The 15,129-nt window shown below is 55.3% G+C and carries 12 protein-coding genes; 6 read left to right on the top strand and 6 right to left on the bottom strand.

Annotation, left to right across the window (positions count from 1 at the left end; translation table 11 throughout):
* Positions 1-232 precede the first annotated feature (232 nt).
* The 3 genes from JK223_RS14580 (at position 233) to JK223_RS14570 (ending at position 4,389) form a co-directional block, all read left to right on the top strand.
* Positions 233-844, top strand: coding sequence for a methylthioribulose 1-phosphate dehydratase (locus tag JK223_RS14580; RefSeq protein ID WP_212714891.1), 612 nt, complete (start codon positions 233-235; stop codon positions 842-844).
* Between the two features lie 52 nt (positions 845-896).
* Positions 897-3,212 (top strand): molybdopterin-dependent oxidoreductase, encoded by a 2,316-nt coding sequence (locus tag JK223_RS14575; protein ID WP_212714890.1) that lies wholly within the window; start codon positions 897-899, stop codon positions 3,210-3,212.
* 385 nt (positions 3,213-3,597) lie between these two features.
* A complete protein-coding gene (locus JK223_RS14570; protein WP_212714889.1) occupies positions 3,598-4,389 on the top strand; it encodes an N-formylglutamate amidohydrolase in 792 nt (263 codons plus the stop codon).
* A gap of 3 nt (positions 4,390-4,392) precedes the next feature.
* Here the strand turns inward: JK223_RS14570 and JK223_RS14565 are convergent, their stop codons facing one another.
* Positions 4,393-5,691, bottom strand: coding sequence for an MFS transporter (locus JK223_RS14565; RefSeq protein ID WP_212714888.1), 1,299 nt, complete (start codon positions 5,689-5,691; stop codon positions 4,393-4,395).
* 170 nt (positions 5,692-5,861) lie between these two features.
* Between JK223_RS14565 and JK223_RS14560 the strand changes: the two genes are divergently transcribed.
* The 3 genes from JK223_RS14560 (at position 5,862) to JK223_RS17080 (ending at position 9,062) form a co-directional block, all read left to right on the top strand.
* The gene (locus tag JK223_RS14560) at positions 5,862-6,797 is read left to right on the top strand and encodes a LysR substrate-binding domain-containing protein (RefSeq protein WP_212714887.1); all 936 of its coding nucleotides are present in this window, start codon (positions 5,862-5,864) and stop codon (positions 6,795-6,797) included.
* A 358-nt stretch (positions 6,798-7,155) separates the two neighbouring features.
* Complete coding sequence (gene proP / locus JK223_RS14555; protein WP_212714886.1) at positions 7,156-8,628, top strand: glycine betaine/L-proline transporter ProP; 1,473 nt, start codon at positions 7,156-7,158, stop codon at positions 8,626-8,628.
* Positions 8,629-8,930: 302 nt separating this feature from the next.
* On the top strand, positions 8,931-9,062 hold the full coding sequence (locus JK223_RS17080) for a hypothetical protein (RefSeq protein ID WP_256437206.1): 132 nt from the start codon (positions 8,931-8,933) through the stop codon (positions 9,060-9,062).
* 32 nt (positions 9,063-9,094) lie between these two features.
* On the opposite strand, the gene JK223_RS14550 is transcribed toward JK223_RS17080, so the two are convergent.
* Genes JK223_RS14550 through JK223_RS14530 form a run of 5 tightly spaced genes read right to left on the bottom strand, consistent with a single transcriptional unit; the run spans position 9,095 to position 14,066 of the window.
* The gene (locus JK223_RS14550) at positions 9,095-9,772 is read right to left on the bottom strand and encodes an ABC transporter ATP-binding protein (protein WP_212714885.1); all 678 of its coding nucleotides are present in this window, start codon (positions 9,770-9,772) and stop codon (positions 9,095-9,097) included.
* Entirely contained in the window at positions 9,769-10,608 is an 840-nt protein-coding gene (locus JK223_RS14545; protein ID WP_212714884.1) for an ABC transporter ATP-binding protein, read from the bottom strand. The genes JK223_RS14550 and JK223_RS14545 overlap by 4 nt, the downstream gene beginning before the upstream one ends.
* The gene (locus JK223_RS14540; protein ID WP_212714883.1) at positions 10,598-11,449 is read right to left on the bottom strand and encodes an ABC transporter permease; all 852 of its coding nucleotides are present in this window, start codon (positions 11,447-11,449) and stop codon (positions 10,598-10,600) included. Before JK223_RS14540 ends, JK223_RS14545 begins: the two co-directional genes overlap by 11 nt.
* Complete coding sequence (locus JK223_RS14535) at positions 11,446-12,498, bottom strand: ABC transporter permease (protein ID WP_212714882.1); 1,053 nt, start codon at positions 12,496-12,498, stop codon at positions 11,446-11,448. Before JK223_RS14535 ends, JK223_RS14540 begins: the two co-directional genes overlap by 4 nt.
* The gene (locus tag JK223_RS14530; protein WP_212714881.1) at positions 12,498-14,066 is read right to left on the bottom strand and encodes an ABC transporter substrate-binding protein; all 1,569 of its coding nucleotides are present in this window, start codon (positions 14,064-14,066) and stop codon (positions 12,498-12,500) included. Before JK223_RS14530 ends, JK223_RS14535 begins: the two co-directional genes overlap by 1 nt.
* Positions 14,067-15,129: the final 1,063 nt, after the last annotated feature.

Raw genomic sequence — 15,129 nt, 5'->3', positions numbered from 1 at the left:
GGGGCCGTTCACACAATCAGCCGGGGCTGTCCGATGACCGCCGGAAAAGGCCCCGTACAGAAGCGCGACCGGTATCGCTGGCCGCGGCTGAAATAATCCTATCGTGGCGGCGGCAACCTCTTTCCTGCAGGGCTCGCCACAGAATTATTGCTCCCCTGCCAGCACAGTGTTAACATCCAGCCAGACGTTTAGATGGCTAAAAATAACTTATCCGTAATAGAAAGGAACCTGTATGTGGCAACAACGACTGACACAATTAGTAACCGCCTGCCATTGGATTGGCAGTAAAGGCTGGGCACCGGCCACCGGCGGTAATATGTCAGTCCGCGAGGATGAGCAATGGTGCTGGCTGAGTGAATCCGGGCGCGATAAAGGCACCCTGACCACCGACGATTTTCTGAAAGTGAATATCGCTACCTTACAGGCACCTTCCGGCCGCACACCTTCGGCAGAAACCGGACTTCATACACTGATTTACCGCCTGTTTCCGGAGGCCAATGCGGTGCTGCATGTGCATACCGTGAATGCGACGGTACTCTCACGCATCGAAAAAAATGTACAGCTGGCCTTATCCGGCTATGAGATGCAGAAGTCGCTGACCGGCCAGCAGAGCCATCTGGACACCGTACCCATCGCTATTTTTGAGAATGACCAGGATATCGCTGCCTTATCTGCACGTATAGAAGCCTATGCGGAGCAGCATCCGCTTCACTATGGCTTCCTGCTGCGGGGTCATGGCCTGACCTGTTGGGGGAAGGATGTCAGTGAAGCCCGACGCCATTTAGAAGGCCTGGAATTCCTGTTCGAATGCGAACTGAAACGCCGGCTTTATACCACCGAATAAGTTCCCTGCCACGCTGACAACATCGCCAAGCCATTGGGTTAAGAAGATAATAATGAAAACTGAGCAGTTACTCACCTCCACCCATTGGGGGACTTACGAAGTCGAAACCTCCGGAGATAAGGTCACGGCGATGAAGCCCGTGCCCTGGGATAAAAACCCGTCGCGGATTGGTCAGTCGATGCCGGATGCCATTACCGGCAACACACGGATCCGTCGCCCGGCGGTCCGCCTCGGCTACCTGAAAAATGGCCCGGACTCCCGGGAAGGCCGGGGAAAAGAACCGTTCGTTGAAGTCAGCTGGGAAGAAGCCTTATCTCTGGTCGCCCGTGACATGCAGTCCGTGAAAACCCGTCATGGCAACGAAGCCATCTTCGGCGGCTCCTATGGCTGGGGAAGCGCCGGTCGTTTCCATCACGTACAGAGTCAGTTGCACCGTTTTCTGAAAGGTTTTGGCGGATATACTGCCAGCACCAATACCTATAGCAGTGCTGCCGGTGAGCGTATTCTGCCTCATATCATCGGCCCGCTCAGCCCGCTGCATAAAAAACATACCCATTTCTCCGTGCTGGCAGAGCATTGTGAAGTCTTTGTCGCCATCGGCGGACTGCCGGTCAGAAACTCTCAGGTGAATGTCGGCGGTGCCAGTGATCACATGCTGAAGCACTGGCTGGAAACGATGCAGAATAACGGGGTGAAATTTATTAATGTCAGCCCGGTAAAAAATGATCTGAGTGCCGTCAGTAACGCCGAATGGCTGCCGGTCAGACCGGGTACCGATACGGCCCTGCTGCTGGCACTGTGCCAGACCTTAGTCAGTGAAAACCTGCATGATCAGGCATTTATCGACAGCCACACCGTCGGTTTCGGTCCGCTGCGCCGCTACCTGAGCGGCGAAACAGACGGGGTGGTCAAAAATGCCGCCTGGGCAGCCCCCATTACCGGACTGAGCACAGAACAAATTACCGGGCTTGCACGGACGCTGGCCAGCCATCGCAGTATGGTAAATATCTCCTGGTCTCTGCAGCGTTCCCGCCAGGGTGAACAGGCCTACTGGGCGACGGTGGCATTGACGGCCCTGCTGGGACAAATAGGCACACCGGGCGGCGGCCTGGCGTTCGGTTATGCCTGTACCAACCTGGCCGGGGCGGATCGTGTTGGTTTTTCCGGCCCCCGTTTACCGGCCGGCGAAAATAAGGTCAAAACCGAAATCCCGGTGGCGCGTATTTCTGACCTGTTACTGAACCCGGGCGGGGAATATCAGTTCGATGGTCAGGACTGCCACTACCCGGATATTCGTCTGGTTTACTGGGCGGGAGGTAACGCCTTCCATCACCATCAGGATCTGAACCGTCTGGTCGACGCCTGGCGACGTCCGGAAACTGTTGTCGTGCACGAGCAGTACTGGACGGCGCAGGCGAAGTTTTCCGATATCGTGTTACCGGCCACCACCGTGCTGGAGCGTAATGATATCGGCAGCGGCAGTCATGATGGCTTTATGGTGGCCATGCGCCAGCATATTCCGCCGGTCAGTGAGGCGCGTGATGATTATGAGATTTTCAGCGGGCTGGCAGAGCGACTCGGGTTTGCGGAACAGTTTACAGAAAACCGCAATCCTGATCAGTGGCTGCGCCACATCTATGAAGAGTCCAGGCCCCGGGCAGAAGAAGATGGCATCACCCTGCCTGCATTTGATGATTTCTGGGAACAGGGAAAGCTGGAGTTTGATCGCCCATCTGAACCACAGATTTTCTTAGCTGATTTCCGTGCCGACCCTGAAAAACATCCGCTGTCGACGCCGTCAGGAAAGATCGAACTTTACTCCGACACTATCGCCGCGTTCGGTTATCGCGAATGCCCGGGACATCCTTTCTGGGACCCGCAGGAAGAGCAATTCCAGCGGGAACAGGCACAATGCTGGCCACTACATATGCTGTCCAGCCAGCCACGTTCCCGTCTGCACAGCCAGTATGATCACGGCAGCTTCAGCCGCAGTACCAAAGTCCGGGGACGTGAACCTCTCTGGATGCATCCGCAGGATGCCGCCGAACGCGGCATCACCGAAGGCTCGGTGGTCCGGGTCTTTAACCAGCGCGGTGCCATACTGGCCGGTGTCCATATCAGTGATCAGATCCTGGCGGGCGTGGTACAGATTTCCACCGGGGCCTGGTACGATCCGCAGGATCCGTCAACGCCTGGCTCACTCGATAAACACGGTAACCCGAATGTACTGACCGAAGACCGTGGCAGTTCACGCCTCGGTCAGGGCTGCAGCGCTCAGAGCTGTAAAGTCGAAATTGAACGCTGGGAACAACCGTTGCCGGAAATTACCGCGTTTTCACCTCCGCCATTTTGTGATCGAAGTGAATAACGGCTGACGTCAGGGTTCCGCTGCCACAGGCGGCAGCGGATTTCCCGCCTATCCGGCCGGTGTACTGAAGCGCAGATACATCAGGCTTTCCCGGGCCTCTTTCGCCCTGGATACCGTCAGTAGCCCTGTCCGGTGTGCTGAGCGCGTGGCAGGTATCGAATCAGGCCCCGGGGCATAAGCGGGTTATTTTTATTTTATCCGTGCCCGCCGTGGTCCTGCACCGTCCGGAACCGCGCCGGGAGGCGATGAACAGCGTCTGCGGTATTTCCTGCCAGCCGGGAAAAGGGGCGTGAACGTCGTCCGGGTCCGGCCGTTCTGACCATTATCCTCGGGCTGAGCGTGCCCGGTATTCTTTGAAATCAGTACCTTCAGCAGGAGTGACCAGGTGTCAGATAAATTATTGTCTCCGGATGAACCCGCCCCGTTTACGGTACGTAACCGTGAAGGAACCTCCCCTTTTCTGCTGATCTGTGATCATGCAGGAAAACGCATTCCGCGGCGGCTCGGTACACTGGGGTTACCCCCTGCAGAGATTGATCGCCATATCGGCTGGGATATCGGCGCTCTGCCGGTCGCAGAGCAGTTAAGTGAGTTACTGGACGCCACCTTAATCTCCCAGACCTGGTCGCGGCTGGTGATTGACTGTAACCGGCCCCCCTCCGTCGTGAGTTCCATCCCGCTGGTTTCTGAGGCCACCGACATCCCGGGTAACCAGGGATTATCCGCAGCACAGAAACTGGCACGTCAGCAGGAGATCTTTACCCCTTACCATGACGAGATACGTCGGCTCCTGACGCAGCGTCGTCAGTGCGGACAGGCAACCTGTATTATCTCTGTGCACAGTTTCACACCGGTGTATCTGGACATACCGCGTCCCTGGCATATTGGCCTGCTTTATCACCGCCTGAAGGCCTATCCACAGGCGTTTCTGTCACAGCTGCAGGCTCAGCATCGCTGGGAAGTGGGCGATAATCAGCCCTATTCCGTCTCCGATGAAACGGACTATGCAATACCGCAACATGCAGATAAAAATGGCTATCCGTCGGTCGGCATTGAGATCCGCCAGGACCTGATCACTGAGGCAGAGGGTCAGACGGCCTGGGCTAAGGCGCTTGCGCCATTGCTTCAGGCCGCCTGGCAGAACTACCGCACAGAACATGACGGACTGTCAGCCTGAAAGTCAGGCTGAGGTTACCGTCGGGGGCGTATTCAGGGCAGCCACCCCGCCGGCGAGCGCTACCCAGCCGATCAGATAAAATGCCTGCGGCCAGGCCGCAGGCAGGTCTCCTCCCCCGGTGATGACGTTGAGCATCGCTAATACGATAGCCCCGCCCGTGAACCGGCAGATAAGCATCACCCTGGCGGCCTGTTCCTGTGCGTTATCCGGGATCCCGCGGCCGCCGGTGCTGAATAACGCCGGACAGAGCAGGCCCTGGCCCAGGCTGCTGAGACATACGCCCGCGATAAACGTGACAGAAAGCGGCTGGTCGCAGGTCTCTCCGGCAAGAAAAAGTCCCGCGGCGCAGCAAAGGAATCCACCGGTCAGTAATGCGGAATGACGCATTCTGCCGGATAACAGGGTGTACACCTGACGGCCGGTGATGATCAGTAAGACAGCAATGCAGAGCAGGCCCGCTGAAGCACCGGGACTGAGACTTTGTTGTTGCCCGTAAAATGCCAGCAAATACCACTGGCTTCCTGCACTTCCCACGTAGCACAGGCGACTCAGCCATCCAACGCAAAAGGTAGCGTTATCGCGTAACGGACGGGGAAATAACGGGCGCGGTGACCATTTTTCGTGAACAAGGAAAAGCAGACAGAGAAGGGCCGTCATGCGGTTAATAATAAAATCAGGCTGGCCGGTGCGGGCAAACCCGGTGAACGCCAGAAAGAGGCTACCCGCTGCAACGCTTGCGATTAACGCTCCGGCGGGGAAAGTTCGCCCCGGGACCTTTTGCCACGGGTAATCATGACCCGCGGACCGGCAGATCACCCACAGGGCCGGCAGATTGAGGAGAAAGATAAGGCGCCAGTCGATTTCACTGAATACGGCACCCAGCACCAGGCCAGCCACCAGACCCGTCACTGCCCCGCTGTCCGCAGAGACAGGTGCCTTGCTCCCGCTTTCTCCCCCGGACTCTCCCCCCTTCAGCGCCTGATGGATCAGCGCCATTCCCGTCCCCTGTAAGGCCCGTGCCGCGAGCATCCACACGCCATTAGCGGCTAACGCCCCCATGACAGAAGCCAGCAGAAAGATCCCCCTGCCGACGATAAATACCCGCCGGCTGCCGGTTCGGGCGCAAAGCACACCACCGATCAGTGACAGAACAGCAAAACAGAACCCGTAAACGGCGAGTACTGCCGGGGTCTGCTGCGGGGTCAGTGACAGTTGCTGAGCGATATGCGGCAGGGCGATGCACATCGCCGCATAATCCAGCGATACCAGCCTACGACTCAGCGTAGCGGGACTTCGCATCATAAAATCATGTCTTTCAGGCTGACAGGTGAGCCTTTTACTTCTCATGGTCATCTCCGCACCACAACAGATGAATTCTGTTCATGTGATAAAATACTGGATGACACGTTATCTCTTTCCTATATTGGGTGACAAAATCATATAATTCACCGAAGGATGAGTTTAATTCACCTATGAAAACATCCCGTCTTCCGCCATTAACGTCACTCCGTGCTTTTGATGCCGTTGCCAGACACGAGAGTTTTAAACGTGCCGCGGAGGAAATCAGCGTGACACCGACCGCGATCAGCCACCAGATCCGCAGTCTTGAACAGTCACTGGAGTGCCGGTTATTTGAACGTTCAGCCAGAGGCGTCTCACTGACCCCGCAGGGCGTAACATTGTTCCGGGCTTCCGCCACCATCTTCAGCACATTACGCCAGGCAGTGAGTGAACTTACCCCGGCCTCTTCACCGGGAGCGCTCACGCTGAGTACCACCTCCAATTTTCTGACGCACTGGCTCATTCCCCGCTTACCGGAATTTCACCGGCAGTGCCCCGGCCTGAACCTGCATCTGCATACTGCCATTGATCTGGTCGATCCGGCCGGGGGGATCGCAGATTGCGCCATCCGTTATAGTCAGCAGGTCAATCCGGCACTGGACAACACTCTGCTCTGCAGGGACCGGTTTATCCTGGTGGCCAGCCCGCAACTGGCCATCCGTCGCGTGCAGGACCTGTTAACACACACATTATTTCATGTGGATAACCGGCATATTCCCCGTCCGTCACCCGACTGGCAGCACTGGAAAAATCGGTTCGGCCCTGAATCGCTGGATGTCTCCTCCGGCATTCATTTCAATGATGAGACCCATGCGATACAGGCAGCGATAGCCGGTCAGGGGGTACTGATCGCCAGTGAATTACTGGTCAGGGATGCCTTACAGAAGAAAATTCTGGTGTCACCAGCAGAACAGAGTCTGGAGGGAGGCTGCTATTATTTTGTGACCAGCGACAACAAAGCCGTCTGGCCGGAAGTCAGGCAACTCCGGCAATGGCTGCTCAGCCGGTTTGCGGCAACAGACTCCGGCAGCCGGGATAACATGACACCCTGTAATGACCTGCTATAGTTAATCAGGCGATCAGGATCACTCAGTTTTAGCAGGAATACGCCGCGTAAACGGATCGGGCTGGCTGCAGGCAGCACAGTTGTCCTGCACCGCCAGTTATATGGCAGTGATATATCCTTAATATTATCCATATGACGGTATATCACTCCATTCATGAAGAAATATTCAGCAATTCCGGTCAGAAACTTGATATATATAGCGTCATTATACTAAGGTAAATATATGTCAATAAGCATTGACCTGATTTAAGCCCGCATCACTGGCTTCTTATAGCTTTCATTCCCTTCACTTATTATCAGTTTTTTTAATGGCAACGAAAGCTATGCGACGCCCTCATTGATCACGTTTTGAGGACTCTATGACGAGCAATACAACAGAAAAACAGAAGAAGCCCTTCTGGAATAAAAAACAACCGAAAGAGCTGACGGTCGATGATATTACTATCGTCGATAACGATATGCTGAAGCGCGCCGTCGGCGCTGCTGCCCTGGGTAATGCCATGGAATGGTTCGACTTTGGTGTGTTCAGCTATCTGGCTGTCACCATCGGTAAAGTCTTTTTTGCAGATACCAGCGCAGCTGCCCAGCTTATCGCCACCTTCGGTACCTTCGCTGCCGCCTTCCTGGTGCGTCCTTTAGGCGGCATGGTCTTTGGCCCGCTGGGAGACCGCTATGGTCGCCAGAAAATTCTGGCGATCACCATGATTATGATGGCCATCGGGACCTTCTGTATCGGGCTGATCCCTTCCTATAACAGTATCGGCATCATGGCCCCTCTCCTGTTACTGGCCGCCCGTCTGCTGCAGGGCTTCTCTACCGGCGGGGAGTATGGGGGTGCTGCGACCTTTATTGCTGAATACTCCACCGATAAGCGCCGTGGATTTATGGGGAGTTTCCTGGAATTCGGTACCCTGGGCGGCTATCTGCTGGGTGCCGGTCTGGTGACAGGGCTGACTTCCGTGATGCCTGCTCAGACCATGCTGGACTGGGGATGGAGAATTCCGTTCTTTATTGCCGCACCGCTCGGCCTGTTCGGTTTGTATGTGCGTTTAAAACTGGAAGAAACGCCGGCATTCCAGCAACACATGGAAAAACAGGAAGCCCTTGAGCACAGCAAGCCTCGTCTGGGTCTGTTCCAGATGATGCACAAATACCGCGCCCAGATGCTGAAATGTATCGGTCTGGTATTGCTGTTCAATGTGTCCAACTACATGCTGACATCCTATATGCCAAGCTACCTGACCGGTATTCTGGGTCTGAGTGAGCTGAGCAGCCTGATCCTGGTGATGGTGGTGATGTTTGTAATGATGCCTCTGACCCTGTTCTGGGGCCACTGGACAGATAAAGTCGGTCGTCGTCCGGTGATTGCCGCGGGGGCACTGGGTCTGATTATTCTGTCCATTCCCTGCCTGATGCTGATCGGTTCCGGCAGCATGTGGGGCGTCTTTTTCGGTCTGATCATTCTTGGCTTCGTCCATACCTGTTTCAGCGGCACCATGCCTGCCACCTTGCCGGCATTATTTACCACCGATATTCGTTACAGTGCCCTGGCGATCGGTTTTAACCTGTCCGTCTCACTGTTCGGTGGTACGACACCGTTGCTGACCGCATGGCTGGTTGAGAAAACACATAACCTGATGATCCCGGCTTACTACCTGATGGCTGCCGGGGCAATTGGTCTGATCACCGTATTTACCCTGCGTGAAACAGCCCGTAAGCCTCTGCGTGGCTCAACCCCTGCGGTTGCCACCAAAGCAGAAGCGCTGAACCTGATCAAAAAGCTCCAGCGCCGCAATAAAAAAACTGACCCGAAAAACGCGACACCCCAGTAATTTTCGCGGTCATTCCCGCCGGGCATCTTGCCCGGCGTTTTTTTATCTGCTCTCCGGCCAGTATTGCTTCCCTCTGTCCCCTTTGTCGTTCTGACACCCGTGAACCGATCGCCTTTTTCTTTCTGCATCCCGCTACCGGCCCCGGAACTCCCTGCGGCGATATTTCCATGCGGTAAACGGGTATCACTCCTGCTCTCCGCCCGGGTCAGCTCAGGGCAGACATCAGGCTCTCCGGTTGGTAACCGCCTTTGCCGCAAACAGGGTTTCGCGGTATAGCAGCCCTGCACAATATGGTTAACCCTATGACGGGTGGTAAGGAACAGGCACTGACGTCAGAACACTATCGGGGGGTGGATGACAGGGGAAAAGAAAGTCGCAAGGGACGTATCGGCGGGAATAAGGCGTTAAACATGGTGCCGCTTTCCCCGGGATAAGCACTGACTTACCCCGGGGCGATGCCGGGCAATCAGACGGTATGGGACAGATGCCCGGCGTTCATCACCACGGAGCGATCACACATATGGTCAATCACATCCGGGTCATGACTGACCAGCACCATGGTCAGCTGACTGTTTTGTTTCAGGTCATTCAGCAGGTTCAGGATTTCCGCCTGCACTGACATATCCAGCGCCGAGGTTGGTTCATCCAGCAGCAGGATCTTTGGCTGCAGTAACAATGCGCGGACTATCGCCACCCGCTGACGTTGTCCGCCGGATAACTGATGCGGGTAACGGTCGATTAACGCCGTATCCAGCCCTACCTCGCGGAACCCCTGGCGGATCCGGTCATCGATGTTATCGAAACCGAACCGTTTCAGCGGTTCTGCCAGTGTACGGCGTAACCGGTGACGCGGGTGCAGCGAAGCATACGGGTCCTGGAAGACCATTTGGACATCACGACGCAGCTGCCCGGTAAATGCTTTACCCGGAACAACGTCAGTCCCCGCCAGAGTCATTTCACCCTGCCAGTGAGGATTTAATCCCGCCATCACCCAGAGAAGAGAAGATTTTCCGCAACCGGAAGGACCGACCAGGCCAAAACATTCGCCGGAAGCGACAGTAAGGCTGGCCCCTTCCACCACCTGGCGCAGGTGATAGCCCTCCGGGTGATAGACATTCACACCATTCAGCCGGATAACACTCATGGTAACGCCTCCAGTGCTGCACGATCTAAGGTAGGCAAGCGCTGACCTTTCGTCGCCAGGCCTGGCCGGCAGGCCCATAAGGTACGGGTATAAGGATGGGTGGCGTTAGCCAGCTCTGAGGCCGGCAGAGTATCCAGAATCCGCCCTTTATACATCACCATCACACGCTGACAATGGTCTGCGACCTGCTGTAAATCATGGCTGATCAGCAGCAGCCCCATATTCCGTTGTGATACCAGTTCGCGGATCAATGCCAGCACCTGGTCACGCATACGATGGTCTAACGCCGAAGTCGGTTCATCCGCAATCAGGAACTCCGGATCGGTGATCAGCGCTATCGCCAGCATAATACGCTGCCCCATCCCGCCGGACAGCTGATTAGGATAACGTTTAATCAGCTGTTGCGGATTCGGCAGCCCTACCGCATTCAGCATTTCGAGGACTTTTTCCCGGCGCTGGCGGCGGCTGAGTGACCGGTGCAGGATCAACGGTTCTTCCACCTGCCAGCCAATGGTGCGCGAGGGGTTCAGGGCATATTTCGGGTCCTGCATGACCATCGCGACCTTACCGCCACGTAAGCGGGTCCAGTCACGCGGGGTGAGAGTCAGGGCATTATTCCCGGCAATCGTCAGTTCCTGTGCATTCACTGTCAGCGTCGGGGCCAGCAGCCCCATCAGACTGCGTGCCGTCAGTGACTTCCCTGATCCCGACTCGCCCACCAGCGCCACACGTTCACGCCCCAGACGAAAAGAGATGTCGTCAACCAGAGCACGGCCTTGCGGCAGGCCGATGGATAACTGATTCGCAATAATAAAAGGTGTCGATTCAACTGTCATGACGGCTATCCAGTCGGTCTCGCAGACCGTCACCAATGAAATTAAAGGTCAGGCTGGCCAGCAAAATGGCCCCGCCCGGCGCAGCAGCTACCCACCACTGGTCGAAAATTACTTTCCCGCCTTCCGCGACCATGGATCCCCATTCCGCGGTCGGTGGACGAACCCCCATCCCCAGGAAGCCCAGGCCGGCGGCGGACAGAATAATCCCCCCGAGGCTCAGCGCAGCGCGCACGACGGCACTTGGTAAACAGAGCGGTAAAATGTGGCCCAGAATTAACGGCAAACCACGGATCCCCTGCATCCTGGCCGCCGCCAGATAATCACTGCGGCGCAACTGCTGGGTTTCTGCCCGGGCCTGACGGGCAAACGGCGGCCAGCTGGTCAGTGCCAGCGCTAAGGCGCCGTTCAGTAGCCCCGGGCCAAGTACCGCCACCATCGCCAGCGCAATCACCAGACTCGGCAGCGCCAGAAAAATATCGGTAATACGCATCAGGATGCGTTCTGTCCAGCCACCTAAATAGCCTGCCGCCATCCCGACCGCCATCCCGACCGGGACGGTTAATACCAGAATAAAGATGATCAGCACCAGGGTAGGACGGGTACCGTAAATCACGCGGGAAAGCAGATCCCGGCCAAAGCTATCGGTACCCAGCCAGTGGAGTTCTGACGGCGACAGTAACCGGCCAGCCATATTCTGTGCATTCGGGTCAAACGGTGCCAGCCAGGGAGCAAAAATCGCCGCCAGCACCAGCACGGTTAATAATCCGCAGCCAAGCGCCAGTAAAAACGGGATCCTGCGCCGGGATTGGGTCGCAGATGAACGGGAAGTTAATTCAGTCATCGTGTTCTCGGATCTGTGAGCCAGACCAGCGCATCAGTCAGCGCATTGATCAGGATAAAACAGGCACCCACTACTAAGGTTGTCCCCAGAATGGCAGGGAAATCAGCAGCAAACAGCGCATTCGTCAGATAACGTCCCATGCCGGGCCATGAAAAGACGCTTTCTGTTAAGACGGAGCCTTCCAGCAGAGAGACATAGGACAGCATCACCACCGTGATCAGAGTTCCGCGGGTATTCGGCAGTAAATGATGCCAGAGAATGCGCCAGCGGCTTGCCCCTTTCGCCAGGGCGAGGGTGACATATTCTTTACTGTTCTCTTCCAGTAAGGTCGCGCGTAACAGGCGGGTAATCGATGCAGTGGATAATAATCCCAGCGTCGCCACCGGTAGCCACAGATGGGCTAATGCATTGATAAACATGGCACGATCACCGGACAACCAGCTGTCGATCAGCACAATCCCTGTTTTCGGTTCCAGTGTATAGGTATACAAATCATCCAGTTGGCCGGGACCGGCGGACCAGTGCAGCACCGCATAAAACAGCAACAAGCCCAGCAGGCCGAACCAGAACACCGGGACAGAATAGCCCAGCAAAGAGACAATCCGCGCCAGGTGATCGATCCAGCTCTTCGGACGCCAGACCGAAATCAGCGCCAGGCTGATGCCGCAGATGGCACCGACAATCAGCGAACAGGTGGCCAGCGTGAATGTTGCCGGGAAAGTCCGCAGTAAATCACTGAGTACCGGCTGTCCGGTGCTCTGTGAAATCCCCAGATTACCGTGGGCCAGTTGCTTCAGGTAATCCCAGAACTGCCGGGGCAGTGACTGGTCTAACCCCAGCTGATGACGGACCTGCGCATACGTAGACGCACTCGCATGATCCCCCACCAGCTGTAACACCGGATCGACAGGTGAAAGATGAGACAGCGTGAAGGTAAACGCCAGCAGACCTAAAAGTGTCACCACCAGTGATAACAGGTTACCGGCGAGGCGCTGTACAAGCCGCCCCAAACCCGCAGCGCGACTCGAAGGTTGCGCTGTGGTTGCCATTACTTCGTCACCTGGTTGTAGAACACCATATCCGGGTTCATACCCTGCTGATAGCCTTTCAGGTTATCGCGCAATGCGGTCAGCTGACGCGCCTGCAAACCAATCACATAAGGCGAACTTTTCAGTACCTGACGCTGCAGTTTCTGATACATCGCAGCACGTTGCTGATTATCGCTTTCACCCACGGCCTGCTTCGTTTCTGCCGTTAATGCAGGGATATGCCAGCCGGCACGGGCTGCCAGCGTACTGCTGCCATCTTCAGGATTTGACGCAAAAGCGGCCGCATTGGAGTTCGGGTCAAAATAGTCAGGCCCCCAGGACGTGACTGTCGCATCGAATTTATGGCTGGAAATCTTCGCCGTAATTTCACTGCTGATCCCCGGGATCAACGTAACCTTCACGCCCGCTTTCGCAAAGCTCGCCTGCAATGCCTGGGCAATATCCAGATAAGGCGGCTGGTTATTAACGATCAGACTAAAGCTGATATTCTTCAGTCCGGCTTTCGCCAGAATCGCTTTCGCTTTTTCCGGGTTGTAAGTGTATGGCGTTTCTTTTAATGCACCTAAGTAACCGTCCGGTAAGAAGGTCTGATGCACAGAGAACTGACCTCTGAGCAGATCATTCGCAATACCATTATAATCAAACAGATAACGTGCAGCTTCCCAGAATGCCGGGTTAGCCATCACCGGAGAGGACTTCACGTTAAACAATAAATAGTAAAGCGATGCGATAGGGACGGCGACCGGTCTCACACCTGGTTTGTTTTTCAATGCACTGAACTGATCACTGCCCAGACTGCGGGCAATATCCGCATCGCCCTGCTCAACCAGTAAGAGACGGGTGGCGACTTCCGGGACATTTTTAATCAGGACATTTTTAAGCTTTGGTGCCCCTGCCGGAGAGTCCGGGTTGGCGGTCATCAGCAGAACTTCATGCGGGACATAGCGACGGATCTGATACGGGCCGCTGCCGGCGGAGTGGGTGTTCAGCCACTGGTGACCCAAATCACCCTGTACCTGGTGGCTATCGGCCTCTTTCTCATCGACAATCGAGGCCACCGGGGCAGAGAGCAGGCTCAGGACAAAGGACGGGCTGACATCGGCGGTCCAGTGGATAGCAACCTGATTATCACTCACTTTGGTCAGTTCGCTGTCAACGTTCTTCGCGTTCCAGCCTAACTGCGTCAGGATAAAGGAAGGCTCAAGATTCAGTTTCACCACACGTGACAGAGAGAAGATCACATCTTCCGGACGCACAGGGTTACCGCTGGCAAATTTAGCGCCGTCACGCAGCGTAAACACCAGGCTGCGATTATCCGCACCCGCCTTCCAGGAGGAAGCCAGCGTCGGACGCAGATCCACCGGATTGGACGGATCAGACTGCAACAGGCGCTGATAAAGACTGTTAAAAGCTTGTACGGTCGACAGCTCAAAACCCTGTGCCGGATCGAAGCTGATAGCATCATCCAGAGACTGGGCGACAACGAGCGTGTCTGGAGGAGTTGCACTGAACGCGGCCATGGACGTCGTCATCATAGCCAGCGCGAGACCTATCAATGTTTTTTTCATCTGAGTTCCTTGCTGAGAACTAACAACGCACCTGAACCGGAAGCCGTCGTCCGGAACGGGAAGTTAGTTTGTTATTCTTTATTGTTATATATAAACAATTACTTATCACTTCTGTAATTTATCGGATTTTATGAAGTTCGGCTAGGGTTGTCAGCGATAAAATCTGTCCCTTTACGTTAACTAACATCGGATTAAAGCCAGGATCCGCAAACCTGAAAAAGTCCTCCGGGCGGCTCGGTGCCCTTACTGCCCGCGCTTAATCATCAGAAACACTGTTATATATAAGGTAGTCTCCGGGCCGGAAGGCGGTTCATTGATAACGATATGTCATCCTTATCTTTACCCGTTAAGGCGCCATCCCGGTCACGCGACCGCAGTCTGCGGAGAGGCTGGCAGAAATATCCTCACCGCTCGTTTTTCCGGAAAACTCACCACGTCATACCCTGCTGCCGCTGAACGCCAGAGACGGCCTGAAAGAGGCGTCTTCATTTCATGGATAGGGCGAAGCCCGGAAAGTCCGGGCCATTTCATACAGCGGTGAGTTATCGGAATGCTAACAGAACAGCGATGACCTGCCGCCAGGATCATCGGACAGAAGGTTATCCGCAGCGACGTACGGGAATATTCAGCGCGATACGCCGTGTGACTTTCTGCTTTCCGGGCATCCTGCGGACCCGAATATCATGAGGGGTTCTTGTTTCGCAGTAATCTGGCTCCCCGGCAGGCCCCGGTGATCATCGGAATAACCGGCAGCTCCTCCGCAGAGCCTGTGAATTCAAATTAAATACAGGCTCCTCTTCTTTTTATCCACGCAGACCTTTTTTATTCGCTGATGTTATTCAGGTCCACAGGATATCTGTTATTTCATTCTCTGCCGGAAGATACCGGGGAGTTAATTAACGGAATAAAGGTTAAGGGTTGTTATAACTGTAATAATGCTCTGCCCCCCTTATTAACGGTCACGGCTTCCCGATAGCATTGGCAGTATTGGCAGTATTGGCAGTATTGGCAGTATTGGCAGTATTGGCAGTATTGGCAGTATTGGCAGTATTGGCAGTATTGG

This window comes from Tatumella sp. JGM118 (assembly GCF_018257515.1).
Lineage (GTDB): Bacteria > Pseudomonadota > Gammaproteobacteria > Enterobacterales > Enterobacteriaceae > Tatumella > Tatumella terrea.
The sequence above is the reverse complement of the archived record's forward strand: the minus strand, read 5'-3'. Positions and strand labels throughout refer to the sequence as shown.